Source organism: Streptomyces avidinii, from assembly GCF_014650695.1.
GTDB lineage: Bacteria > Actinomycetota > Actinomycetes > Streptomycetales > Streptomycetaceae > Streptomyces > Streptomyces avidinii.
Genome location: NZ_BMVL01000007.1, coordinates 303838 through 328403, shown reverse-complemented (window position 1 = coordinate 328403; position 24566 = coordinate 303838). Strand labels below are relative to the sequence as shown.

27 protein-coding genes and 3 tRNA genes are annotated in these 24566 nt (G+C 70.1%); 16 read left to right on the top strand and 14 right to left on the bottom strand.

Annotated features, from left to right (window positions below; translation table 11 throughout):
* Positions 1-232: 232 nt before the first annotated feature.
* The 10 genes from IE257_RS20685 to IE257_RS20640 form a co-directional block, all read right to left on the bottom strand.
* On the bottom strand, positions 233-1162 hold the full coding sequence (locus IE257_RS20685) for a bifunctional DNA primase/polymerase (protein ID WP_189970694.1): 930 nt from the start codon (positions 1160-1162) through the stop codon (positions 233-235).
* 87 nt (positions 1163-1249) lie between these two features.
* Positions 1250-1528: a hypothetical protein gene (locus IE257_RS20680; protein WP_189970692.1), complete on the bottom strand. Its 279-nt coding sequence runs from the start codon at positions 1526-1528 to the stop codon at positions 1250-1252.
* 9 nt (positions 1529-1537) lie between these two features.
* Complete coding sequence (locus tag IE257_RS20675) at positions 1538-2029, bottom strand: hypothetical protein (protein WP_189970690.1); 492 nt, start codon at positions 2027-2029, stop codon at positions 1538-1540.
* 237 nt (positions 2030-2266) lie between these two features.
* On the bottom strand, positions 2267-4348 hold the full coding sequence (locus IE257_RS20670) for a hypothetical protein (protein WP_189970688.1): 2082 nt from the start codon (positions 4346-4348) through the stop codon (positions 2267-2269).
* Positions 4349-4350: 2 nt separating this feature from the next.
* The gene (locus tag IE257_RS20665) at positions 4351-6021 is read right to left on the bottom strand and encodes a hypothetical protein (protein WP_189970686.1); all 1671 of its coding nucleotides are present in this window, start codon (positions 6019-6021) and stop codon (positions 4351-4353) included.
* 85 nt (positions 6022-6106) lie between these two features.
* The gene (locus tag IE257_RS20660; protein WP_189970684.1) at positions 6107-6349 is read right to left on the bottom strand and encodes a hypothetical protein; all 243 of its coding nucleotides are present in this window, start codon (positions 6347-6349) and stop codon (positions 6107-6109) included.
* Positions 6350-6375: 26 nt separating this feature from the next.
* Positions 6376-6714, bottom strand: a complete 339-nt coding sequence (locus IE257_RS20655; protein ID WP_189970682.1) for an RRQRL motif-containing zinc-binding protein — start codon at positions 6712-6714, stop codon at positions 6376-6378.
* Positions 6711-7712, bottom strand: coding sequence for a DUF2637 domain-containing protein (locus tag IE257_RS20650; protein WP_189970680.1), 1002 nt, complete (start codon positions 7710-7712; stop codon positions 6711-6713). Before IE257_RS20650 ends, IE257_RS20655 begins: the two co-directional genes overlap by 4 nt.
* On the bottom strand, positions 7709-8053 hold the full coding sequence (locus IE257_RS20645; RefSeq protein WP_229920534.1) for a hypothetical protein: 345 nt from the start codon (positions 8051-8053) through the stop codon (positions 7709-7711). Before IE257_RS20645 ends, IE257_RS20650 begins: the two co-directional genes overlap by 4 nt.
* Positions 8050-8322, bottom strand: a complete 273-nt coding sequence (locus tag IE257_RS20640) for a DUF6284 family protein (protein WP_189970678.1) — start codon at positions 8320-8322, stop codon at positions 8050-8052. Before IE257_RS20640 ends, IE257_RS20645 begins: the two co-directional genes overlap by 4 nt.
* Positions 8323-9209: 887 nt before the next feature.
* On the opposite strand from IE257_RS20640, the gene IE257_RS20635 reads away from it, so the two are divergent.
* On the top strand, positions 9210-10340 hold the full coding sequence (locus IE257_RS20635) for a helix-turn-helix domain-containing protein (protein ID WP_189970676.1): 1131 nt from the start codon (positions 9210-9212) through the stop codon (positions 10338-10340).
* Here IE257_RS20635 and IE257_RS20630 read toward each other — a convergent pair.
* The gene (locus IE257_RS20630) at positions 10324-11100 is read right to left on the bottom strand and encodes an NUDIX domain-containing protein (protein ID WP_189970674.1); all 777 of its coding nucleotides are present in this window, start codon (positions 11098-11100) and stop codon (positions 10324-10326) included. The genes IE257_RS20635 and IE257_RS20630 overlap by 17 nt on opposite strands.
* 886 nt (positions 11101-11986) lie before the next feature.
* Here IE257_RS20630 and IE257_RS20625 point away from each other — a divergent pair.
* The 5 genes from IE257_RS20625 to IE257_RS20605 all read left to right on the top strand — a co-directional run bounded on the left by IE257_RS20625 (position 11987) and on the right by IE257_RS20605 (position 15333).
* Complete coding sequence (locus tag IE257_RS20625) at positions 11987-12631, top strand: hypothetical protein (RefSeq protein ID WP_229920533.1); 645 nt, start codon at positions 11987-11989, stop codon at positions 12629-12631.
* Positions 12632-13910: 1279 nt separating this feature from the next.
* Entirely contained in the window at positions 13911-14135 is a 225-nt protein-coding gene (locus IE257_RS20620; RefSeq protein WP_189970669.1) for a hypothetical protein, read from the top strand.
* A gap of 47 nt (positions 14136-14182) precedes the next feature.
* Positions 14183-14280 (top strand) — tRNA-Tyr (locus IE257_RS20615).
* A gap of 147 nt (positions 14281-14427) precedes the next feature.
* Positions 14428-14847, top strand: a complete 420-nt coding sequence (locus IE257_RS20610) for a hypothetical protein (protein WP_189970667.1) — start codon at positions 14428-14430, stop codon at positions 14845-14847.
* 45 nt (positions 14848-14892) lie between these two features.
* Positions 14893-15333: a DUF3574 domain-containing protein gene (locus IE257_RS20605; protein WP_229920532.1), complete on the top strand. Its 441-nt coding sequence runs from the start codon at positions 14893-14895 to the stop codon at positions 15331-15333.
* Between the two features lie 49 nt (positions 15334-15382).
* Here the strand turns inward: IE257_RS20605 and IE257_RS20600 are convergent, their stop codons facing one another.
* A complete protein-coding gene (locus IE257_RS20600) occupies positions 15383-16039 on the bottom strand; it encodes an SDR family oxidoreductase (RefSeq protein ID WP_189970665.1) in 657 nt (218 codons plus the stop codon).
* A 53-nt stretch (positions 16040-16092) separates the two neighbouring features.
* Positions 16093-17367, bottom strand: a complete 1275-nt coding sequence (locus tag IE257_RS20595) for an amidohydrolase family protein (protein WP_189970663.1) — start codon at positions 17365-17367, stop codon at positions 16093-16095.
* A gap of 411 nt (positions 17368-17778) precedes the next feature.
* Between IE257_RS20595 and IE257_RS20590 the strand changes: the two genes are divergently transcribed.
* The 10 genes from IE257_RS20590 (at position 17779) to IE257_RS20545 (ending at position 23518) form a co-directional block, all read left to right on the top strand.
* A tRNA-Thr gene (locus IE257_RS20590) sits at positions 17779-17851 on the top strand.
* Between the two features lie 48 nt (positions 17852-17899).
* A tRNA-Met gene (locus IE257_RS20585) sits at positions 17900-17972 on the top strand.
* A gap of 88 nt (positions 17973-18060) precedes the next feature.
* Complete coding sequence (rpmG, locus tag IE257_RS20580; RefSeq protein WP_003956487.1) at positions 18061-18225, top strand: 50S ribosomal protein L33; 165 nt, start codon at positions 18061-18063, stop codon at positions 18223-18225.
* Positions 18226-18356: 131 nt separating this feature from the next.
* A complete protein-coding gene (locus tag IE257_RS20575; RefSeq protein WP_189970661.1) occupies positions 18357-18809 on the top strand; it encodes a MaoC family dehydratase N-terminal domain-containing protein in 453 nt (150 codons plus the stop codon).
* 1 nt (position 18810) lies between these two features.
* On the top strand, positions 18811-19239 hold the full coding sequence (locus tag IE257_RS20570; protein ID WP_189970659.1) for a MaoC family dehydratase: 429 nt from the start codon (positions 18811-18813) through the stop codon (positions 19237-19239).
* A gap of 147 nt (positions 19240-19386) precedes the next feature.
* Positions 19387-19956: a TetR/AcrR family transcriptional regulator gene (locus tag IE257_RS20565; protein WP_030388890.1), complete on the top strand. Its 570-nt coding sequence runs from the start codon at positions 19387-19389 to the stop codon at positions 19954-19956.
* 84 nt (positions 19957-20040) lie between these two features.
* The gene (locus IE257_RS20560; protein ID WP_189970657.1) at positions 20041-21510 is read left to right on the top strand and encodes an MFS transporter; all 1470 of its coding nucleotides are present in this window, start codon (positions 20041-20043) and stop codon (positions 21508-21510) included.
* A 40-nt stretch (positions 21511-21550) separates the two neighbouring features.
* Positions 21551-21949, top strand: a complete 399-nt coding sequence (locus IE257_RS20555) for a DUF3291 domain-containing protein (RefSeq protein ID WP_189970655.1) — start codon at positions 21551-21553, stop codon at positions 21947-21949.
* Positions 21946-23085, top strand: coding sequence for a UDP-N-acetylmuramate dehydrogenase (locus IE257_RS20550; RefSeq protein WP_268251431.1), 1140 nt, complete (start codon positions 21946-21948; stop codon positions 23083-23085). The genes IE257_RS20555 and IE257_RS20550 overlap by 4 nt, the downstream gene beginning before the upstream one ends.
* 16 nt (positions 23086-23101) lie before the next feature.
* Complete coding sequence (locus IE257_RS20545; RefSeq protein WP_189970652.1) at positions 23102-23518, top strand: hypothetical protein; 417 nt, start codon at positions 23102-23104, stop codon at positions 23516-23518.
* Here IE257_RS20545 and IE257_RS20540 read toward each other — a convergent pair.
* Positions 23508-24527 carry an adenosine deaminase gene (locus IE257_RS20540; protein WP_189970649.1) on the bottom strand — a complete coding sequence of 340 codons (1020 nt, stop codon included), beginning with the start codon at positions 24525-24527 and terminating at the stop codon, positions 23508-23510. The genes IE257_RS20545 and IE257_RS20540 overlap by 11 nt on opposite strands.
* Positions 24528-24566: the final 39 nt, after the last annotated feature.

Sequence of the window (24566 nt, the reverse complement as noted above, 5' to 3'; positions counted from 1 at the left end):
CGGCACCACGACCGGACGGACGGGGTGACGCCGCGTCCGGGGGCGTTGATGTGGAGCCAGGCGATGGGCCGGCGTCCGTCGTCGGCGTGTGGGTCAGGGCGGACAGATGAAGGGACGCCTTCGGCGACGACCCTCAGCGCGCTACGGCCGTCGGGGGCGGGGGCCGGTTCGGCGGGGCTGGTTCCGGCAGGGATGTGGGTGGGGCCTTCCAAGGGGGGATGGGGGTGGGTTGTCATGCCGTCTCCCGGGCGCGGACCGTGCGGGCGGAGCTGTCGAGGGCGGAGCGGATCGTGGCGCGGCACTCGGCCACGGTGAGTCCGCGGTCCTCCCCCGCCGCTTGGAAGGCCTCCTCAACCTCCTCGCGGGGGAGGTCGCCCCACGCGACGAAGCGCCCCACCTTGAAGGCGCTGCGGTTGAGCGTGTTGTTCGCCTGCTTCGCAGGCGCCTGCCGGACCACGTCGCACTCGGCGCCCAGTGCGGCGCGGGCCGCGCTGCCGCCGCGGACCGCTCCCGGCATCCGCAGGCAGAGCGGGCGCGGCGCCGGGGGCCGGAGGAGAGCCAGCAGCCATGCGGGGAGTTCGGCGACCGGGGAGTCGTCGGTGATCTCGTAGGTACCGGCCGCTGTGGTGCTGCCGGGGGCGACGACGTATCCGCCGTGGGCGCGGGTGTCGATGAGCGGGGCCAGTTTGCCCGCCGTGTTCCCGAGCCGGATGCCGTCGGGGGCGGTGAAGTACAGGTGGGTCCCGCCGGAGGGAGTCCGGACGGTGAGGGTTGCAGGGACGGCCTGCCCGGCGCGCTCGCAGAGCGCCAACAGGTTGTGCGCGCCGTCAGGCGCGTCCTGACCGCTGTTCGCCTTGGGCATGTCGAGGTCGACCACGATCAGCCCGGCCGGGCCGGTGGCCAATCCGATGTTGTACGGCTTGTGGCTCCAGCACCTGGCGATGGCGGTCTGGTCGGTAGTGGCGCGCTGCTCCCACTTCACGTGCCCGTCGCCGCAGACACCAGTGAGGGGGCAGCGCTCCTGGCGGTGCAGGGCGGGGGCCTTTGAGCCGGGGCGGAGCGGGAAGATCGGCCAGCCTCGGCCAGCAAAGGTCAGGGCGGCGTCCAGGAGTAACGGCCGGTCGCCGGTGGGGTCTCGCCGAATGGCGGTGGAGTGGGTCATGCTGGTGACCTCCACAGGTCTGTTGATGGGTTGTGGACGAGGGCGGCCCCGGACTTTGCCGAGACGGGGGCCGCCCTTTTCGTGTGGTCAGAACGGGGGCTCGTCGGTGTGGGCGCCGCCCCAGGGGTCCGTGCTGTCGCGGCGGCGCCGGGGAAAGCGCGGGAGCGGGAGCAGGACCCTGCTGCGGGTTTCGTCCCAGCAGTGGCAGGGGTCCCACTCGGTGCCCGCGTACTCGCCGGTCTCGTAGTCGCCGTAGTCGCGGTTGTGTCCGCCCTCCCCACCACAGTCCGGGCAGGCAGGGTGAGGGGTGTCGGTCAGGATCAGGGCCGGGCGGGGCCAGGTGGTGCGCCGGATGCGGAGTCGCACAGTTCTCCTTCAGCGGTTGTTGAGGGTGCCGCTGGCCTTTCCGAACAGGCCGGTCGCGGTGATGTTCTGCGTGATGTGCTGCACCGACCCGCGACGGTGGGCGCGGCTGCTGCCGGTGCGGAGGAGGAGCGGTGCGAGGGTGCCGGCGGCGATGAGCGCGACGGCGGCCCAGAGGGCTTCGGCCATGGCGAGGACTCCGGGTGCGGCGTAGGACATCCCGAACCCGGCCGCGGCGATGCCGCCGCCGATGGTCGGGGCTAGCAGGGCGGTGGTCTTCGCCCACGCCGGTATCGGCTGCACGGCCGGAGCGGGCGCCGGTTCGGTGGGCTGGGGGTGGGTGTAGGCGAGGGTGCGGTAGCCGCCGGGGAGGGTGACCATCTCGACCCCGGGCGGCAGTTCCGTGGGCAGCAAGATCGGCTGCTGGATGGCTGTCGGGTAGTAGATGGGATCGCCGTAACGGGCGGTGGGGGAGGTGCTCGTGCGGGTGGGTCCATAGGGCATTGCAGGCTCCTGTACGCGGCGCGGGCGGCCCGTTTGTGGCTGGGGCCGCCCGCGGTGGTTGGTTGCTCTGCGTGGCGGGTTACTGCCTACCGCCCACTGCCTACCGCCCACTGCCTACTGCCTAGTGGCTACTGCCCAATTGCCTGTTGAAGGGGCATCTGTGGGCAGTAGGAGGGCGTTCTACTGCCCAGTGGGGTGTGGGCGGTAGGCAGTAGGCGGTAGCTCTGTGTGGGGGGTTCAGGCGTGGTCGGGGTGTACGTATACGGAGTGCGGGCCCCGGTCGCGGTAGATCAGTTCACCGCGTTCGGCGGCGCCTTTGAGTGCCTTGCGGACCGACTCTCGGCCCTTGCCGACGAGATCGGCGATGGCGGCGGGCTTCAGCCCGTCGGTGCCGGCGTCCCGGATCGCGGTGATCGCGTCCGGGAGCCAACCGGGCCCGGTGTCCTTCTCGTCGCGGAGTGCGGACAGGTTCAGTCCGGGTGCCGGTGTCCGGGGCTCGGTCGCCGGTTCGGTGGTGCCGAACTTGGCGTCGATCTGCCGCATGAACTCTTCCGCCAACGCGTCCTCGTCGATGGCGCCCGGTCCGGTGGGCTCGTCCCGCAGCGCCTTAAGGTTCAGGCTCCCGCTCCTGCCGACCGGACGGGCCGCTCCCGTTGCGGTGTCCGGAGCGGCGGAGGGGGTCGGGGTGGCGGGGTTGGTCAGCCACGGTGTGCGTGCCGGGTCCCAGCGGTGGGTGTAGTCGGGGCCTGCGGCCTGAGCGGAGATCGCGTCGAGTCGGGGGTGCCGGTCGGAGGTGGCGTGGACGATGTCGCGGATCTGGTTCGGGAGGATCCGCCACGTCTTGAACAGTGCCGCCGGTGACTCCGGGGTTCCCATGAACCCGGCGCCCTTGTAAGGGGCCTGGTCGACTCGGAGTCCGCGGGTGCCGGGGAACAGCTTGGCCAGGTCCATGCCCTCGGTTTCGCCGCCGGTGAGCGCGACCCTGACCTTGCCCTCCCGGCGGATCATCAGGTTGCCGAGCACGGAGCCGGTGGCGCCGAGCGCGGTGAGGACGGTGCGGATGCCGGCGGAGCGGAGCATCCGGATCACTTCGAGGATCTTCTTCGCCAGGATCCGCATCTGCGGGTCGCTGCTGGCGAGGATCTCGGCGCCTTCGTCGATGACCAGCATGATCTGCGGGATCTCCGGCGAGATCGGGAGCAGGTCGGTGTTCGCCTTGGCCATCAGGTCCTGGTACGCCTGTTTGCGGTGGAGCCCGACGCGGAGGGCGGCCTCCAGCATGAGGAGGGCTTCTGTGTGGGTGGAGGCGAGCCAGTCGATGCCCGGCCGTACCTCCTTGTCCGGGTCTGCGGTCATGGCGGGGCGGACCCAGGGCAGTCCGGCGCCGCCGGCGTTGAGGTCGATGACCCAGGTCAGCATGTCCTCGGCGCGGGCGAACCCGGCAAGGATGACGTGGATCATGTTCGACTTGCCCGATCCGGTCGGGCCGACCACCAGCGCGCACTGCTCGCGCAGGTAGGCGCAGATCTCTTCGGCGTTGGTGCGGTAGCCCCAGGGGATGCCGGTGTGGATGGACAGGGGGCCGTATCCGTCGGGGTAGGGGGTCTCCTGCTCCAGCACGTTGACGGTGGTGACGTCGATCAGGACGCGCCCTTGGTCGATGCCGCGGCTCGCGATGGCGGTGCAGCCGTGCGGGAGCCTGGCATCGGCCGCGAGGCGTGCGGACTCGGCGGCGATCCTGTCGTAGGTGGTGCCGCCCGAGGGCAGCTCCGCGTCGATGGTGAACCCGGCGCCGGTCGGCCAGGTCTCGACCGCGAGGACGCGGATGGTGATGTGACAGACCCGCTCGATCCGATCGACCCATTCCGCGGCGATCGCCCGGCGTCCGGCCGACAGCTCCCGGGCGACCTGCCGTTCGGCCGCGGCAATCGCTTCCAACTCCCGGGCCTCCTCGTAGAGGCCCACGGAGCGGGCGGCGGCTCCCATGCCGACCCCGATCACGGCCAGGGAACCGAGGGCGGACCAGGTGAGAGGGCCGGTGGCGATGGCCCAGGTCGTCCAGCCGGATCCCAGGAGCCAGGACGCGGCCCGCGCGCCGATGGTGCGGCCGGCGAGCTTTTGGCGGAGGCCGGTGGCGGTGTGGCCGATCGCGCCGACGGTGCCGGCGGCCAGGGCCCAGGTGGGGGGCATGTGGGTGAGGGCGCCGATGGTGGAGACGGCGAACGCGCCGGTGGTGGCGGACAGGGCGCCGGTCACGGGTCCGTGACCGGCGCTCCAGTCCCACACCGGCCCCGTGGAAGGTGCGGTGTTGGTGGCCATGGTCAGACGTTCCAGCCCTTCTCGGCCTCGTAGCCGTTGCGGGGGTCCTCGTGCCGGGCGATGTCCGCCTCGTGCACGCGCCGGAACACCGGCCCCATCTCCTCGGCGAGCGAGGCAGCGGCCATGACGGCGCCGAAGCAGTCCCGGAACGTCTCCGCGACAGCCTTGTCCAGCGGGAACTCCTCGTCGGAGCGTTCCGCGAGGATCCCCATGACGGCGGCGATGGATGCGAAGGCTGAGGGGAGTCCCTCGATCATGGCGAGGATCTCCATGCAGCCCTCGGGCTCGTACTGCTGGGCCGCCGCTTCCATCTCGGCGGCGAGCTCCTCGAAGCGGAATCCGGTTCCCGAAGCGGTGCTCATCGTGGGTGCTCCCTGGGTGGTGGGCGGTGCGGGAATCGTGCTGGCGGGCCGCTGGACACGGCCCCCGATCTGCTGCTCGTCCTCGTTCAGCTCGGCGGTGGCCTCCGCGTCGGCGGCCTGCTCGGCGTCGGTCAGCTCCGCGCGGATCTGCCCGTCGCGGGTGTCCCGCTCGTCGGCCGCCCGGCCGACCAGACGCCGGTAGAGGCGCCGACCGGGGTGCATCAACCACGCCCAGCCGAGCTTTCGCCCGAGCGGGGTGGAGATGAACCCCAGCGCACCCATCGCGCCGCCGAGCAGAGCGGCAAATGCGCGGCGGGCCTGGAAGCGCAGGGCGGAACGCCGAAGCGCCCGACGTGCGGCCTTCTGCGCGGGGGCCGCGAGTTGAGCGACCCTGGCCCGGTGGGCGGCGGAGCGAACGCCCTGCCGTCCGGACGCCACCGCCTTTGCGGTGCCGCGGTCGTGGGCGGCCCGGGCCTTACCGACGGCCTTGTCGCGGGCGGCGGCTGCCTTCGACATGCCCTTCGCCAACGTCCGTGCCGCGGGGCCGCGCGCGTTGGTCGCCCGTGCGGCCCGGTCGGCGGCCTTCGTGGCCCGCCGGGCATCAGCGACCTGCCGCCGGGCCTGCGACGTCGCCGTACGCGCCTCAGCGCGGCTCGGCTTCCCGTCGCGGGACTGGGCGCGCAGGGCACGGACCTGACCGGCCCGGCCCCCGCCGAGACGGTCCGCCTGCTTGGCCACACGCCCCAGGACCGTCCCCCTGCCCTTGGCGGGTGTCCCGGGCAACGTCTTGGACGTGGCCCCGGTCCGGCCCACGGTGGGTGATCCGGCGCGGTGTCGAGACTGACCGGCACCGTGCCGACCGGTTGTCTGCCCCGTCCCCGGGCGGGAGCCGCTGGTACCGGCGCGCCCGGAGGAGCGGGGCTGAGCGGGGATCCGGCCGCCCGCTGTCCCGCGGCCCGCTGGGGTCGAGGCGTGGCGGGCGGTGGAGGCGGCCTGCTTGGCCTTCGAGCCTGCCTTCGCGGTCTTGGACTTGGTCGTGTTGGCTTTGCGTCGTGCGGCGACCGTGCCCAGGACAGCGGCGCCGGTCATGGCGATCACCGCGGCGACCGGGCCGCCGGCCAGAGCAGCCGTCGCGACCAGACCGGCGGTGGTGTTCGTGCCCGAGAAGGCGATCGGGACGGCCGGCCAACCCCCCTCGGTGTGCTCCACCTTGGCCACCGGAGCGACTCCAGCGGCGGGCGGGGCGGACGGGGTCGGGCCGGGGCTGGATTCTTCGGGCGGAGCTGTCGTTTCGGTCAGGACTTCCGTCATGCTGAACAGGCCCCCTTCACGGGGATCAGGAGGGCCCGGCCGACGCTGTAGGAGGTGGGCGGCCGGGCCCTTCGCACGGAATGGTTCAGAGCTGGTTGGGCTCCAGCGAGAAGAAGACGGTGTTGGCTCGGGCCAGCTCCGGCTGCTGGGCGACGAGGGCGTCCCGCAGGGCCAGGTAGGCGTCCTTACGGGTCATGCCGGCGGGCGGGGTCCAGGTCCCGTTCTGCGTGCACATCGCCCGGGAGGGCAGTTCCAGCGTCAGCAACCAGTGATGCGAGCCCTGCGCGCTGGAGGCGGGGGCGCCGGTCTTGGGGTTCTGCGTGCTCACGGGAAACTCCGATGTCGTCGAGGTGGTCAGGCGACGCGCGGTTCTTCGGGGTGGGCGCAGGCGTTGCACATGCCGAGCGAGGCCGGGATCACGTACCCGGCATCCCTCCTGCAGGAAGGGCAGCGGCGACGGGCCGCATTCGCCTTGGCAAGTGCGGCCACCCGGCGGGCGGTCATCGGGCGAACGGGCTGGGCCCGCTCGATCAGGTAGAGGTAGGCGACCAGCGGGCCTCGCCGCCGGCGGGGACGTTCCAACTGGGCGACGACGTCCTGACCGCCGGGCCGAAGCCCGGCAGCGCGGAGCTGACGGCGGGTGGCCAGCCCGTCCGGGGCGAGGCGCCACCGGTAGACCGGGAGGGTGCTCATGGGGTGAGGGCCGGGGCGTTGGCGGTGCTGTTGTCGCGGTGTTCCTGGTAGCGGGCGGAGGCCCAGCCGACGGACCAGCCGGTCAGCTCGGCGGCGACCCGGACAGCGAGGCCGGCCTCGAACGCGGCCTGCACGACCTCGCGGGCACGGTGCTCCTTGAGCTTCTCGTCAGGCGGGCCGGCCGCGAGGAGGGTGGCGCGTTCACGCTCGATCCGTTCCTGTTCACGGGCCTGTTCACGGCGTTCACGCTCGGCCTGCTGCTGGGCCTCCAGCTCTCGCTGCTGGGTGGCCTGGCGTTCAAGTCGTTCACGCTCGGCCTGCTGCTGTTCACGGATCTGTTCACGGCGTTCAGCCGCTTCCCGCTCCTCCCGCGCCGCAGCCTCCGCCTGCTCGACCTCCTCACGCCGGATGCGGTCCTGCCGCTCGGCCTCCTCACGGGCGAGGGCGGCCTCGTGTTCACGCTGTTCACGGGCGACGGCTGCCTCGTGCTCGCGCTGTTCACGAGCGGCCCGGAGCCGGTTCTCCTCCCGCTCCGCCGCCGCCCGTTCCCGAGCATCCTGCTCCGCCCGCTGGCGGGCCTCCACCGCCAGGACGGCGGCGGTCAGGGCCCGCCGGTAGGCGAGACCCGCCTCCGCGGTGACGATGAGGAGGAGGGGTGCGACGGAGTGCACGGCCACCCCGACAAGGTCCCCTGCCAGCGCGGATACGCCGATGTTCAGCGCGAGGGTCATGGTGCCGGTCATCCACCGCAGGGCCACCGGCCAGGCCCCGCCGTGCCCGCCCAGACGGGCCAGGACGGAGTCGAGACGGACCACGATCACCACCGCCGCGTCGACCACGAGCGGCAGGATCGGGGCGGTCCACCGCCACTCGGCCGGCGTGTGCGCGGCCATGAGCGGGGTGACGGTGAGGACGGAGTAGAGCATCGCCCCGCCCACGATCAGCCACGTCCCGACCGACAGGGCACGCTCGGATGAACGGATCTGAACACGGTTCACGAGCCGACCTCCGCCCGTGAACGCACCTCGTCCGGGGTGGGGATCGTGGTGAAGCAGATCAGCTTCACGGGGCCGCCGGAGTAGTTGGTCACTGCCTTCATGACGCTGGTGCGGCCGTCGCTGTGAACGCTGTGCTGCACCGCTCGGGGGCGGATCCCGAGTGCCTGGCACCAGGTCTCGAACCCGTCGGCATCGTCGTGGAAGGACAACTCCAGCAGGTCGGGGTAGACCGTGGAGATCGCCACGCACGGCGCCGGCAGGTGCCGGTACTCGTCGGCGAAGATGCGCAGCGCCATCAACGGCGCGGCCATGGACGAGAGGGGCATCGTCGGGTTGGTCATGCGGCACCGCCCGCCATGCCCACGGCGGCCGCGACCTGGTTGGTCAGGTCCCGCCGGGCGGCGAGGACCTTGCGGCGGGCCCGGCGGATCCGCCGCTCGTCCAGCGCGGACGGCGTCCGGTCCAGCACGGTGATCTGCGCGTCGAGGAGCTCGACCCTTGCCTCGATGAGGGGCATCTCGCGCTCGATCGTGTCCAGCTCCGCGTCCGAAGGCTCCAAACCGTCGGACCACGGCGTAACAACGTCCTGAAGTGCAGCGATGGACTTCATTGGGTCTTGCTCCTTCGAGAGAGGAACGGGACTCAGCAACCCTCGGCGCGGGAACGCCGGGGGTTGCACTGCGTTGGGGGGAGCGGAAGTACTCGGCTCCCTGCAACTCCGCCCGTGCGGCCCGGGGGGCCGGACGGGCGGAGGAGGCAGCCGACCGAGACGGCCAGGCGACTCGGAAGGCGTTGCCGTGCGCTGCAGCTGCGGGCCGTGGACCCGCAGCTGCAGCGCACGGCGGTTGAGCGGTGACGCGGAGGGCGCGGCCGGCCGTACCGGTCCAGTACGGCGAGCGCCCGTAGATGTCGGTGGAACACAGCAACCTCCTAGCCGGAGGGGCGAGGCTTTGCCGAAGCGCCGTTGCCACGGCGTTCCGGTCCCGGGCCTGGGAGTCGGGTGCGTCATCGTCGCTGCTCTGACGCCAGCAGGGCGGCGCGTACCGGGTGGCACCCGAAGGTGTTCTCCAGAGCAGGCACGCAAGAGAAGGTGTTGCCGCCGACGACAACCCGTCGCCATGGGGATGGGGATCACGCCCCGTCTCGTTTCGCTTGACACGCTGTTGAGTTCTTAAGGAACGGACGCTGCCTTCGTACTCGCCCCCTCGGGCTTTCCTCCGGGCTGCAAAGCGGGCTCTCGGTCGTGCGTGCACACCGAAGTTGAGCCCTTTCGGGCCATCTGGTGCGCACCAGAAGCATGGCATCTGGTGCGCACCAGATGCAAGCTCCTGGTTCGTTCGCGGCTTGCCGGTGTGTTCCGGTGTGACATCAGGAAACGGCCCAGACAGGGGGTCCCGGTAGCCAACAGGGGTTAACCTCAAGGGTGTTAACCCGCTCCCACCTGCGGCGATTTGGTTAAGCCCTGCCCAGGTGGCACGGCCATCGGAGGCGATGCACGTGGGCAAGGGATTACGAGCTGTTCGTACCGTGCGGGGATGGTCGCAGGAGCGACTGATCTTCGAGATTGAGCGCTACGCCCGGCAGCACATGTTGAACGTCGCATCCAGCGCGAGCCTGAAGACCTACGTGTCGGAGTGGGAGAACGGGCGACGGGCCATCACGGAGCGGTACGCCGTGATCCTCCGGCCGCTGCTCGGGGTGACGGACGCCGAGCTCGGCGGGGAGCCTGCTCGTTCAGTCCCCCAGCAAGCCGATGGTTACGAGGACCTGTTGAGCCGGATCGACTCGGCGCGGAGCGTCAGCGATTCCATGGTGAGCACCTTCATGGACCAGACCGAGCTACTGCGGACCATGGACCGGCAGATGGGTGCATCGGGCCTGGTGGACCAGATGAACGGCCACCTGACGGCAATGGAGGACGCGCTCACCTTCGCGGTCCTGCCAGGGACGCGCCGTCCCATCGCGACGGCCCTGGCAGGGGCGGCGACCCTGGCAGCCTGGCAAGCGTTGGACGCAGGTTCTGTGGAGCGCGCGTGGCGGCACTACGAGCTGGCGAAGCGTGCCGCGCAGGACGCTGACGCGCCGCAGTACTTGGCTCACGCCATGGGGGAGCAGGCGTACGTCCTGGGTGATGCCGGCCGACCCGAGATGGCAGTGGAGCTCATTCGCGACGCGCAGCGCACCCACGCGGAGCGGCAGTCGTCTCGCCTTCGAGCTTGGCTGAGCGCGGCCGAAGCTGAGCTGTGCGCCGCCGCTGGCATGCACGACGACGCTCGGCATGCGTTGGACCGGGCGGCGGCCGTGCTGCCGGAAGGCGCGCACGCTCGTGACTCCGACATGCTGAGCATCTTCCTGAACGCGGACCACCTGGCGCGCTGGCGGGGAAACGTGCTGGCGCTCTTGGGCGACAGCTCGGCCATGGGTGACCTCTACGCGTCTCTCCAGACGACGGACCCCACCTTCGTCCGCGCCAAGGCAGGACTACACAGCGACCTGACGCAGGCCCACCTTGCCCGCGGCGAGTTCGACGAGGCCCGCTCGAACCTCCAGCAGGCGCGCCTGCTGGCGAACCGCACGGGGTCCGTGCGGCACCGCCGGCGTGTGGAACTGCTTACGGGGCGGCTGTAGCCCGCGACGCGAGGACGTGCAGCAGGGCGACCAGGGTTCCTGACCCCATGAGCTTGCCCTCGGCCATGAGCCGGGGGATGTCCGCCAAGGGCACCCAGGCGATCTGCCCGGCTTCCTCGATGTCCGTGGGTTCGCCCACCTTCACCGCGCCCCGTGCCACGAAGATCTCGTGAGGCGAATCGACCATGCCGATCATGGGCTGATACGTCACGACGTGCTCGACGTTCGTCGGACGCCAACCGGTCTCTTCCTCGGTCTCCCGCGCCGCCGTGGTTGCCGCATCCTCGCCTTCGTCCACGATCCCGCCGGGGAGTTCCCATCCCCACTGCTGCGGGACGAAGCGGTAGCGCCACATCATCAGGACGCGCTGCTGCTCATCGATCACAGCCGTGATCGCCACATGGTGCAGGCGCACCACGTGGTGCTCGAACCGCTCGACCCCGGGCGGCTCAACGTCGACGAGGTCGAGGTTCACCCATCGGTTCTCGTAGACCGTCCTGCTGCCGTGGATCGTCCAGGGCTCCAGCTCTGCCGGCGTGGGTACGGTCTCGCCGCCCACGACTCGGTACGAGCTGCGGTCGTACGCCTTGATGAGGTGCTCGCTCGCCAGTCGTGCGAGCACCTGACGGAGGGCGGTACGGCCGATCTCCAGCTCAGCGCTCATGGTCCGCTCGGAGGGAAGCTTTTCGCCGGGGCCGTACCTGCCCGACTCGATCCAAGACCGGATCGTTTGGTAGACCCTCGTCGACTTCGGTCCCATCCTCAGAGCACTCTCCCCGTTTGTCGGCCGGTACCAGCCAGCGTAGTCGGGTGCCTGCTCAGGGGACTCGGCCATACCTGTCTCTCTTCCCGTTTGGACTGGGGCATCGGAGTAGCGTCCGGAGGCTGCCCAAGCGTCTTACCGATACTCCGCCAGTCCGGAGGGCGGCGCGCCCTTCGCGGCTTGGGGGATGATGCTGGGCCCCGAAGGCTGATCACCGGGGCAGCCGCACTGGCAGGCGTGGTACTAAAGCTGTCCCGTAATACCCGACGAGCGCACGGCGACAGGTACGGCACCTCGCCGCGTTGTCGGGAGCACCCGAATACGTCCGGTATGAGGGCGTCCCTCCGCCTTGCGATGTACCACATCTGACACCGTGCGCTGATCCACCGGGGATTATGGGGCGGCCCTTAGTCGGCGACCGTCCTGTGCCGCCCTGGTCAGGTCTGTAAAGTTCTGTCAACTGGCGTTCACGAGTGTCTGACAGGTGTCACTGTGATCTCAGAATTAGTTCATGAGCACCTCTCGGAAGAGGATCCCGAAGTCGAACCCCGAGCAAGAGCCGGCGTCTGCGAACTCGCCAAGTGGAGAAACGGAACGAACTAGGCTCCGAGTCTTCCTGGCACTGACATCGGCTGCGGTCGGGGGCGCAGTCAAGGCAGTCGTAGAGCACTTCCTTAAAGGCAATCAGTGAACGCCGCCAAGTTGGGGGAAAGGGGCTGGAGTGGTGCTGAGCCTAATTGCACTGCCACCTGAATCGGAGGTCCCGTCAGGGCCTCACCGCAATCTGTTGACGGCCTTACACGATCTCTATCGTCTAGCCGGATTCCCGAGCACCCGGGCGATCAGCGCGGCCATTACTCGATCAGAATTCGCCAGGGACTCTATGTCCCATCAGACCGTCGCCAATATCTTGGCGGGTCGCCGCGTGCCGCGCTGGCTCAAAGTGGAAGCATTGGTTGACGCGCTGCTCACCCTCGCGAGACGGGAGACAGCGCTGTCCGAGATTGACCGCTTCCGGAGCCTCTGGGAATCGATTCATTCTCCCGTGGGGGAACGTCCTGAGACGCCACCTGAGTCCTCATCTTCGCCGCTTTACCCACCAGGGGCGATCCAAGCCGCAGAAGCCAGTCGACTGGTGGAACCTGAACCGGAGCCAGCCAGTTCGCCGATTTCTGAAATGGAACTGGAAGATTGGCAGACGCTGGTGGGCGCGCCAGTCGATGACTATAATTCACTTCGCACGACGATTGTTGCCGCGGGCTGGAATGGTCCGGAGATGTTCAATGTCGATTTCCTTGGCGGGGTATGCAGGATTGAATTGAATCTTCGGCACCCCATGGGTATGGAAATCTGGAAGGCGATGGACGGAGAGGATTCACAGGCGGCAACAACACTCGCCCTCCTTCTCGTCTCCTGGGCTCGAATGGAAGATGAAATGCCCTCGGAGCGGGCCAGGGAAAGATTTAAGAAGGCCCGAATTGACTGGGGTCGATATGCGCGTCTCTTCGTCGAGCAACTTCGCAAGTAGCCACCACTGGTCGCCATTTCTCTTCGGCATGGATGGCGCGGGTGGCGATCTGATCAAATGCGAGGATTCCTAGCCCAGGAAACGCCGTGGCGTTCAATCTGCTGTGTAAGGTTTGCTTTCATGTCAGCCCCGCCCCTCCTGTCGTTCGGGTCTCTTTTGGTCTACGAGGGAGGGCTATTGTGTCTTCCGGAAATCGGCAAAAATGTCCCGGAGTGCATCTTCTTGCTTCATTGCCGCTCCCGAATGTAGGTGAGACCCTGGGGTGTCGAATAGGCGAGATTCGTCTACCCAGTACGAATTTCGCATTCGTTGATAGTCGAAGTCGCTCCCTTGGGGAGTGCGGGTCACCGTGAGGAAGTCATGTCTTTCAAGTTCCTTGCGGGCCTCGGTCCAAGTGTTATGCGAAAGGCCGTACGATTCGCGCCTCTGTCTCGGTACATACCGAGATTCCGTGTGCCCTCCCTGGGATTCAAGTAGGGCGAAGAGGAGGGCGATGGCTGTTGGCGATAGGGCGAGAATCCAGCCGTTGCGCCAGAATTCAATAGGGATCCCTACGTATCGACCTTTTAGGCTTGCGCGTTCAAAAGGTGACCTATCGCCATTCATGGAGAGTAGCTGAATGGATGGGGGCGCGTAGCCTCGCCTGGGGCCCAGTTCAATAAACCCGTTCTCTGAAAGCCACTTGATATTGCTAGTAACCCGGCGGGGCCCAGCGTCGGAAGGGAGTGCAAGAAGGCGGCACCAAGCCTGAGGCGTGGGCGGCCGCTTGATGTCGAACGGTTCCGCGGTGGCCATCATGACGAGGCAGAGGTAGAGCTTCAGGCGCACCTCACCTCCTCTTCCGCCTCGGATCAGGCGGGCCATCGGAGGTAGAGCGTCCTGGCCGCTCGCCCTGACGAAGCTCGGAGTGAAGGACACGCGTCCTGAGCGGACCGCTCTATCTGCGGCCTTCCCCAGGGACGTGGTGCCAGTGGCCTGGGCGGGCGTCAGCAAGATTCTCGACCTTCGTGCAGGAGAGACGGGGGTGCAGCAGTCACAGGGGTTCGCAGGGGGTCCACTGGCTCTCCTTTCCTTGCCAGTGGGAGCGTCTGCGGTGTCCAGCGCAGCCTCGTGATATTTACTGCGGAACCGCTCTACCTGTCCATAGCTATAGCGATATTGCTCCAGCGCAGACGCATATTGAGTGCTTTGACCTGTGCTTTTACCTCTGTCACCTTCAACTCGTCGGCCCGCTGGGGGTCGTTGAGCCCGGTGTGGTCCACCGGGGGAGGAGGGGCGAATGAGCATCAACACCGCAACGGGGCGGGGCGTCTGGCTGGCGATCATTCTTCTGGCCAGCGCCTGTTTCGCCATGGGCGCCGGCTTCGTCCTGTCGGTCGTGGGCGTGGAGCCGAAGCTGGTGCTCGGCGGTGCTGGAGCCACGTTCCTGGGGCTTGCGACGCTGGGGCTGGGCGCCTTTCGGTTCGTTGCCGAAGGTCCGCAGAACGGCCCGTCCGTCGAATGATCGTGGACGAGGTGCGGACGAGCGAACTGCAGGTTGCCCCTGTAGGGGGCTTCGCAGCAGGTCAAAGTAGGTGCAACGCTCTTGCCCGAAGCAGACTGTAAATCTGCCGGCTCAGCCTACCCAGGTTCGAACCCTGGCGCCGCCACGCGAGTGGAACCCCCGTTCATCTGTGGAATCACAGTGAGCGGGGGTTCTTTCGTCATCGGTGGCGTCGGACGCGAAAAGCGTTGGGCGCGGGCGATGCGGCTGCGGCATGCTGGCCCCATGATCAACATCAGCAGCCGAAAGGCCCGTGCCGCGTAAGGCACCCTCGCAGGTCAGGATCGACCTGCCCGTCCCGCCGCCCCGACCGCACGAGCGCGGCGTCGTCCAAGGCGTATCCGCCGCCACCCTCGCCGCGATCGCCCGCGTCGAGCATCGCCGCCTCTCGCGCGGCGACACCTACCGGTCCCTGCGGCACTGGCGCCGGACCGCGTACCAGCGAGGACCTTGGATCATCTACCCGGCGGCGGACGACGACCACGGTTGCTGCGACTGGGTGGGTTACTGCCGCGGCACGCTGGAGACCGTCTGCCACCTCCTCCCGCCCCGGGCCCGGCGCGAGTTGCGCGCCGTGATCGCGCCGCTCGACGAGCGCTTCCTCGCCCGCACCCTCGGCGACCCTTACGTCGCACCGGACGCCCCCTGGTGGCAGCGCCGCCTGACGTACTGACCGGGGCCGACCGCAACGTCCGCGGCCGCATTTCGTTCACCGGGGGTGAAATGGACATCTGACACACGTGGGAAGGTCGGCGGCGGGGTGCTCATGGCCCTGCTCGGTGCGGGGATCCCGGCCCTGGTGGGGGCGGCCCTCCATCCGGACGTGGGGGAGCCCTACGCGGAGACCCGGCTGTACTTCGGAACCCAACGGGCCGACGGCCGCGGCACGGTCGAGGAACGCGAGTTCATGCGGTTCCTGGACCGGGAGATCACCCCCGCCTTCCCCGAGGGGCTGACCCTCCACGACGGGTACGGCCAGTGGCGCGGCCAGGACGGCAAGATCGTCCGCGAAACCTCGTACGAGGTGGTCCTGCTGTACCCGGAGAAGGAGGCCGGCGAGCGCAGCACGCGCATCGAGCGGATCCGGCAGGCGTACGAGGACCGCTACCAGCAGGACTCGGTCGGCCGGTCCGACGACAAGGTCAGCGCCGGGTTCTGAACACGGGAGCGGCAGTCCGCCGGACGGCCGGACCGCCGTGGCAGCGGACTCAGTTGCCCGCCACGTCCTTCACGGCCACCGGTACCGGCGTCGAGCCGGAGATCAGCTCCAGGGTCAGGCCCGCCGTCGCCGGCGTCTCGATCAGCTCGGCCAGAACCGCCGCCACGTCGTCGCGCGGGACGGCCCCGCGGCCCGTCTGCGCCTCCAGACGGACCAGGCCCGTCCCGGCGTCGTCGATCAGCGAACCCGGGCGCAGGACCGTCCACTCCAGGCCCAGGCGGGTCCGTACGTGGTCGTCGGCCTCGCCCTTGGCCCGCAGGTACGCGTCGAAGACCTCGTCGCCCCCGTGGTGCGCGTCGGCGCCCATCGAAGACACCATCAGGAAGCGCCGCACGCCGGCCCGTTCGGCGGCGTCGGCGAACAGCACCGCAGCGCCCCGGTCCACGGTGTCCTTGCGTCCGATCCCGCTGCCGGGTCCCGCGCCGGCCGCGAACACCGCTACGTCCGCGTCCCGCAGAATCCCGGCCACATGGTCCACCGAGGCCGACTCCAGATCGCAGAGCACCGGCTCGGCGCCCGCCTGCCTCAGGGCGTCGGCCTGTGCCGCATCGCGGATGATGCCCGCGACCTCGTAATCGCCCGCTGAGAGCAGTCGCTCCAGCCGCAGCGCGATCTGACCGTGTCCACCCGCGATGACGATGCGCATGACCCGACCGTACGACGACCCGGGCGCCCACGCCCGCGAACGCACGGCGAACTTCAGGGACCGGGCTCCGTCCGGCCCTGCCGGGGCAGGTCCAGGGCCACCGCGACGGCGGAGTCGCAGTACTCGCGTACGGCACTCGTACGGGCTACCACCCGCCCGCGGTGGATCACGATCCGGCTGTACGCGAGGGACAGCACGCCCGCGATCCGCTCCCCGCGTACGGCGAGCAGCTCCGCCGGGAAACCGGCCTCCACCCGGACCTCCGGCAGGCCCATGGCCTCACGGGCGCAGGCGCTGACCGATTCGTAGGCCTCGCCCGCCCGGAGGCCGCCCTGGGAGGCCAGCAGGTACGCGGCCTCCAGCGGGTCCCCGCGGCCGACGGGGTTCCCGGCGTCCCGCAGCGCCCCGCTGCCGGCCGCAACGCGCACACCGGCGGCCCGCAGCAGCCGTACGGGTGCGGTGCGCAGGCCGCGGCGTTCCAGGGCCGCGCAGTCGCCCTGGGGCAGGCAGGTCACGCGTACGCCGGCGGCGGCCAGCTGGTCGGCGGCGCGGGAGGCCGCGTCCAGCGGGAGCCGGGACAGACCGCCGCAGGGGCCGATGGTCACCCCGGGACGCAGCCCGCCGGCCATCACCGCGAGCCGGGAGAGGCGGGCCGGATCGTCACCGTCCGTGTGCAGATCCACGGGGCAGCCGTGCTCGGCGGCGAGTTCCAGGACGGCTTCGAGGAAGCCCGTCGGGTCCGGGTCCAGGTCCGGGCAGCCGCCGATGACCGCGGCGCCCATCTTGACCGCGTCCCGCAGCATGGCGAGCCCGTCCGCGCCCGCCACCCCGGTCAGCAGCCGGGGGACGGCGACGGCGGTGAGGTCGGCGAGCCCGCGCAGCGAGCGGCGGGCCTGGAGCACGGCCTCCATGGGACCCAGGCCGTGCACGTCGCCGATACGGACGTGGGAGCGGACGGCGGTGGCGCCGTGGCCGAGCTGGAGCAGGGCGGCTTCGGTGGCCCGGCGCTGGACCTCGTCGGGGGTGTAGGAGACGGGCCCCTCGCCGTCGGCGGTCAGCGCGGTGTCCCCGTGGGCGTGCGGCTCGGCGGGGGCGGGGAGCAGCAGGTAGCCGGACAGGTCCACCCGGGACAGCGCGGGGGAGGGGAGGCTGCCCGTGGTGCCGACGGCCTGGATCCGGCCGCCGCCGAGGCGGACGTCGACGGTACGGCCGTCCGTGAGCCGGGCCCCGGTGAGCAGCAGGGTGGTGGCTTCGGCTGCGGCCGCGTGGCCATGGCCGTTACCGCTGCGGGGCGACTGGAACGGCTGCTGCGGCTGGCTGTCGGACATCGCGCTCCTGCGGTGGCTCGGGCGGTTCCTGGAGCCGTGGCAGTGGCAGTGGCAGTGGCCGTGGCGGTGGCCGAGCCCGCGGCCCGCGGCCCAAGATCACGCAGCGTCTTCCGAGCCTAGGGCGCGGCGCAGCCCGCTTCACGGAAGAGCTCAATAGTCGTACCGGTGTGGTGCCCTGCGCCGGAGTGCCCGCGCGTGCGCCCGGTCGGCCCCGGTGGCGCCGGTAGCTCCGGGTGACGGTCGGCGGCTCCGAACGGGTACGGGAGTGTGAGCCCGCCCACAATCCGCCCGAAAAGTGGGTCCGGAGTGATCGACGGGTTGATCGAGAAGGTCCGCCGAACCCCCTCGGAGCCCTGTCCCCGCAAAGGATTTGGGCGATCGGCAGGCAACCGTGTAATGTCTTCATCGCTCGCCCCAATAGCTCAGTCGGTAGAGCGTCTCCATGGTAAGGAGAAGGTCTGCGGTTCGATTCCGCATTGGGGCTCTGGTGAGAGAGGTTCCCCACCCTCGGGTGGGGAGCTGATCACATCAAAGCGGCGTAGCTCAGTCGGTAGAGCAAGCGGCTCATAATCGCTGTGTCACCGGTTCAAGTCCGGTCGCCGCTACACACAGTAGCCGATTGCGGGGTCGGTCTCCCGGTCGGCTACTCTTGTATGCGTTCATCCGTCCCAATTTCCGTCAAGGAGCACTCACGTGGCTGCCACCGACGTCCGCCCGAAGATCACGCTGGCCTGCGTGGAGTGCAAGGAGCGGAACTACATCACCAAGAAGAACCGGCGTAACAACCCGGACCGTCTTGAGATGAAGAAGCACTGCCCGCGCTGCAACTCGCACACCGCGCACCGCGAGACCCGCTGACCCCAGCGAAGTCTCGAATAACAGGCACCGTCACGAGGTCGTCCCCTTCTTTGGGGGGCGGCCTTGTGTCGTTTCCGTGCCCGTCTTTGTTCCCGCGTCATTTGTGTCCCTTCATCAGGAGGTAGTGAGTCATGGCTCTCGACCAGTCCTTCGTGGGGCGGAGCTACCCGCCCACCGATCCGTACGAGGTCGGCCGGGAGAAGATCCGCGAATTCGCGGCTGCGGTGGGTGACGCCAATCCCGTCTACACCGATCCCGAAGCCGCGAAGTCGTACGGCTACCCCGATGTGATCGCTCCGCCGACTTTTGTGTTTGCGATCACCTTCAAGGCCGCCGGCCAGGTCGTCGAGGACCCGCAGCTGGGGCTGGACTACAGCCGTGTCGTGCACGGTGACCAGAAGTTCGCGTACTCCCGCCCGGTGCGGGCCGGCGACCGGCTTTCGGTGGTCTCCACCATCGAGTCCGTGAAGTCGCTCGCGGGCAACGACGTCATCGACATCCGCGGCGAGGTCCACGACGAGACCGGCGAGCACGTGGTGACGGCATGGACGAAGCTCGTCTCCCGCGCCCCCGAGGAGGCCTGACATGGCATCGCAGATCCAGTACGCCGACGTAGAGGTCGGCACCGAGCTGCCGGCGGCGTCGTTCCCCGTGACGCGCGCCACGCTCGTCCAGTACGCGGGCGCCTCGGGCGACTTCAACCCGATCCACTGGAACGAGAAGTTCGCCAAGGGGGTCGGGCTGCCGGACGTGATCGCGCACGGCATGTTCACCATGGCCGAAGCGATCCGTGTGGTCACCGACTGGGTCGGCGACCCGGGTGCGGTGGTCGAGTACGGAGTGCGCTTCACCAGGCCCGTCGTGGTCCCGAACGACGACCGGGGCGGTCTGATCGAGGTCACCGCGAAGGTCGCCGCCAAGCTGGACGACAACCGCGTCCGGGTCGACCTGACGGCCATGAGCGCGGGCCAGAAGGTCCTGGGCATGTCCCGCGCGGTGGTCGAACTGGCCTGATGCGCCGGGCGGTAGAGGCCGGAGGCGGGGCGGCGGAGGCGGGGCGGGGGCCGGTGGGCCTCCGCCCCTTTTCGGTGGGCCGGCGGGGGTGGGCCCCCGCCGCCCCTCCCCTTGACTTAGTTAGTGATTGAGCACTAACTTAGCCCCATGGTGAGGATGAGCGCAGATGAGAGGCGTGAGAGCGTCATTCGCGCGGCGATGCACGAGTTCGCGCGTGGGGGTTACTACGGGACCTCCACCGAGGCGATCGCCAAGCGGGTGGGTGTCTCGCAGCCGTACCTCTTCCGGCTCTTCCCGAACAAGCCCGCCATCTTCCTCGCCGCGGCCGAGCGCTGCCTGAGGGACACACGGGCGGTCTTCGCCGAGGCCGCCGAGGGGCTGCACGGCGAGGAGGCCACCCATGCCATGGCGAACGCCTACACCCGGCTGATCGCCGAGGATCCCGACAAGCTCCAGATGCAGCTGCAGATGTACGTCACCGTCGCCGCCGCCGAGGCGGCCGGGGACCACGAGCTCGGCGAGCTCGTGCGCAAGGGGTGGATGGAGCTCTGGGACACCGTTCACGTGCCGTTCGGTGGGGACGTCGGTGAGACCACGACCTTCATGGCGTACGGAATGCTGATCAACACCCTCGCCGCCATGGGCTTCCCGCCCGAGCACCGCGTCTGGGAGGGGCTCTACCCCTCGGCGCGTGCCACGGGACGCCTGGAGGCGTGAGAGGGGCGTGCGCGCGACCTGCTCGCGCGCATTCGTTTGATCGTGAAAGTTAGTCAGCAATAACTAACAACCGCAGGGGGAACCGTGCACGCGCAAGAGTCGGACACCAAGCAGCAAGAGTCGGACACCAAGCTCCGCGGGCCCGCCGTCTGGGCCCTCATCCTCACCGGCGTGGCCAGCTTCATGGCCGCACTCGACAACCTGGTCGTCACCACCGCCCTCCCCGCCATCCGCGAGGACCTCGGCGGCAAGTTGGAGGACCTGGAGTGGACGGTGAACGCGTACACGCTCACCTTCGCCGTCCTCCTCATGTTCGGTGCCGCGCTCGGTGACCGCTTCGGCCGCCGGCGGCTCTTCATCGCGGGCCTCGCGATCTTCACCGGGGCCTCCGCCGCGGCCGCCCTCTCGCCCGGCATCGACGCGCTCATCGCCGCCCGCGCCGTCCAGGGCGTCGGCGCCGCGATCATGATGCCGCTCACCCTCACCCTGCTCACCGCCGCAGTCCCGGCCGCCCGCCGCGGCATGGCCCTCGGTATCTACGGAGCCGTCACCGGCCTGGCCGTCGCCAGCGGTCCCCTCATCGGCGGCAGCCTCACCGAGCACATCTCCTGGCAGTGGATCTTCTGGCTGAACGTGCCGATAGGCATCGCCCTGATCCCGCTCGCCCGCCTGCGCCTCGCCGAGTCCACCGCCCCCGACGCGCGTCTCGACATCCCCGGCACCCTGCTCATCAGCGGCGGCCTCTTCGGCATCGTCTACGCCCTGGTCAACGCCAACGCCGAGGGCTGGACCAGCGCCCCCGTCCTGACCGGCCTGATCGTGGGCACCGCGCTCGTCGGCGGGTTCGTCCACCACGGCTTCACCCACGCCAACCCCATGCTCCCCATGCGGCTCTTCCGTGACCGCGGCTTCCTCGGGATCAACCTGGCCAGCCTGCTGATGTTCCTCGGCATGTTCGGCTCGATCTTCCTCCTCAGCCAGTTCCTCCAGGGCGTCGCCGGCTACTCGCCCACCGAGGCCGGCCTGCGCATGCTGCCCTGGACCGGGATGCCGATGATCGTCGCCCCACTGGCCGGGATCCTCTCCGACCGCATCGGCGGCCGCCCCGTCGTCGCCGCCGGGCTGGCCTTCCAAGCCCTCGGTCTCGGCTGGTTCGCGGCGATCCTGAGCTCGGACGTCTCGTACGCGGCCCAGCTCCCGCCGCTGATCCTCAGCGGGATCGGTATGGCCCTCTACTTCGCCCCCGCCGCCAACGTCCTGATGTCCACCGTCGCCCCGGCCGACCAGGGCAAGGCCTCGGGCACCAACAACGCACTGCGCGAGGTCGGCGGAGCCCTCGGCGTCGCCGTCCTGGCCTCCGTCTTCTCGGCCCAGGGCGGCTACGAGTCCCCGCAGGCCTTCACCGACGGCACCGTCCCCGCCCTGTGGATCGGCGCCGGCGCGGTCGCCCTCGCCGCCGCACTCGCCCTGCTGGTGCCCCGCAAGCCCAGGGCCACCCCGGTGCTCGCGGGCCGGACCACCGCAGTCCCGGACAAGGTGCCCGCCGCCGGCTGACCCACCCCCACACAAAACCGACCGCCAAGGAGTGCTCGCCATGCCCGACATCCCCTGGACCACGCCCACCGCGGCCGCCCCCGACGCCGAGGTCTACGTCATGGCCTCCCGCTTCGAGACCGCCACCCTCGCGGGCGCCGTCAGGTTCTTCCTCAAGGCACCCGGCATCATCCTCCAGATCCGCAAGGCCCCCGGCGCCCACGGCGTCGCACTGCGCGCCCGCGTCCTGCGCCGCACCTTCCTGACCCTCTCCGCATGGGAGGACCGGGACGCGCTCCACCGCTTCGCCCGCAGCGAGCCCCACCGCACGAGCTCCCGCGCGGCCAGCGCGTACATGAAGGAATCGGCCTTCACCTACTGGACCGTCCCGGCCGCCGAGCTGCCCCTCACCTGGGACGAGGCGGAGCGCCGCCTCGCCGAGCACGAGACCAGCCGCTGACCCCGCCGGCCGGGGGGACGAGCGAGTACGGTCCGTGGCCCCGCAGGGATGCGAGGGGCACGGACCGTACTCTTGTCCACGTGCAGGAACTTCACGATGCCCCCCTCGCCCCGCTGACCACCTTCCGCCTCGGTGGTCCCGCCGCCCGCCTGGTCACCGCGACCACCGACGCCGAGGTCGTCGCCACCGTGCGCGCCGCGGACGAGAGCGGCACCCCGCTCCTGATCATCGGCGGCGGCAGCAACCTGGTCATCGGCGACCGCGGCTTCGACGGCACCGCCCTGCGCATCGCGACCACCGGCTTCGATCTGGACGGGACACGGCTGGAGCTCGCCGCCGGCGAGAACTGGAGCGATGCCGTCGCCCGCACCGTCGAGGCCGGCCTCGCCGGCATCGAGTGCCTCGCCGGCATCCCCGGCTCCGCCGGCGCCACCCCGATCCAGAACGTCGGGGCGTACGGCCAGGAGGTGTGCGACACCATCACCGAGGTCGTCGCCTACGACCGCAGCACCGGCGAAACGGTCACCCTGAGCGCCGCCGAATGCGCCTTCCGGTACCGCAACAGCACCTTCAAGGACCAGCCCGACCGCTACGTCGTGCTGCGCGTGCGCTTCGCCCTGGAGGACGCCGGCGGCCTGTCCGCGCCGATCAAGTACCCCGAGACCGCCCGCGCCCTCGGTGTCGGGGCGGGCGACCGGGTCCCCGCCGCCACCGCCCGCGAGACCGTGCTGCGCCTGCGCGCCGGCAAGGGCATGGTGCTCGACCCCGCCGACCACGACACCTGGTCGGCCGGCTCGTTCTTCCACAACCCGATCCTGACCGACGAGGCCTACGCCGCCTTCCTCACCCGCGTCCAGGACCGCCTCGGCCCCGACACCGCCCCGCCCGCGTACCCCGCCGGTGACGGCCGTACGAAGACCAGCGCGGCCTGGCTGATCGACAGGGCCGGCTTCACCAAGGGCTACGGCACCGGCCCCGCGCGCATCTCCACCAAGCACACCCTCGCCCTCACCAACCGCGGCGAGGCCACCACCGAGGACCTCCTCACCCTGGCCCGCGAGGTCGTCGCGGGCGTCCACGCGGCCTTCGGCGTCACCCTGGTCAACGAGCCGGTGACGGTCGGCGTCAGCATCTGAGGAGCCCCGGCCGCCCATGCTCTGTCCCCTGCACGGGGCCGGTACGGACCCCACCCGTCTCGTGGGGCGCACGCTCAGCCGAGTCGTCGCGTCCTGGCACATCAGCGACGGCGAACGCTCCGAGGCGCCCCTCGACATCTGGCTGATCGACAGCATCGGCGACACGATTCGGATCACCACCGGATCCGACCAGTGCCTCATCGTCGAGTCCGCCGCACCCCACGAGGCGTACGACATGGGGGAGTGGGGCCGCATCGAGGTCGGCGAGGACCTCGGCGACCACCCCTTCCTGCGGCACCTCGGCGAGACCGTCGCCTCGGTCGCCGAGTTCGCACTGCCCGCGCAGGGCCGTACCCACCTGGAGATCGGCTTCCTGGACGGCGGGCGGGTGCGGGCCGACTGCTACGAGGGGGACCTGCGGCTCACCCGGTGAGCCAGTGGTCGATCCCCGCCAGCAGCTTGGCCTGTACGTCGTCGGGCGCCGCGCTCCCGCGCACCGACTGGCGGGCCAGCTCGGCGAGTTCCGCGTCCGTGAAGCCGTGGTGGCGGCGGGCGATCTCGTACTGGGCCGCGAGCCGGGACCCGAAGAGCAACGGGTCGTCGGCGCCCAGCGCCATGGGCACCCCGGCCTCGAACAGCGTGCGCAGCGGGACGTCCTCGGGCCGCTCGTAGACCCCGAGGGCGACGTTGGAGGCCGGGCAGACCTCGCAGGTGATCTGCCGGTCGGCGAGCCGCTTGAGGAGCCGGGGGTCCTCGGCGGCCCGGACGCCGTGCCCGATGCGGGAGGCGTGCAGGTCGTCGAGGCAGTCGCGGACGGAGGCCGGGCCGGTGAGCTCGCCGCCGTGCGGGGCGGCGAGGAGGCCGCCCTCGCGGGCGATGGCGAAGGCCCGGTCGAAGTCGCGGGCCATCCCGCGGCGCTCGTCGTTGGAGAGGCCGAAGCCGACGATCCCGCGGTCGGCGTAGCGGACGGCGAGGCGGGCGAGGGTGCGGGCGTCGAGCGGGTGCTTCATGCGGTTGGCGGCGATGAGGACCCGCATGCCGAGGCCGGTCTCGCGGGAGGCGGCGTCGACGGCGTCGAGGATGATCTCGACGGCCGGGATCATCCCGCCGAGCAGGGGGGCGTAGGAGGTGGGGTCCACCTGGATCTCCAGCCAGCCGCTGCCGTCCCGTACGTCCTCCTCGGCGGCCTCGCGGACCAGGCGCCGGATGTCGTCGGGCTCGCGCAGACAGGAGCGCGCGGCGTCGTAGAGCCGCTGGAAGCGGAACCAGCCGCGTTCGTCGGTGGCGCGGAGCTTGGGCGGCTCACCGGCCGTCAGGGCGTCGGGAAGGCGCACCCCGTACTTGTCGGCGAGCTCCAGCAGGGTCGATGGTCGCATCGACCCGGTGAAGTGCAGGTGGAGGTGGGCCTTGGGCAGAAGCGTGAGATCGCGTGCGTGCTCCATCTGGTGATCCTGCCGTACCGCTGCGCTCGGCGGGAGGGG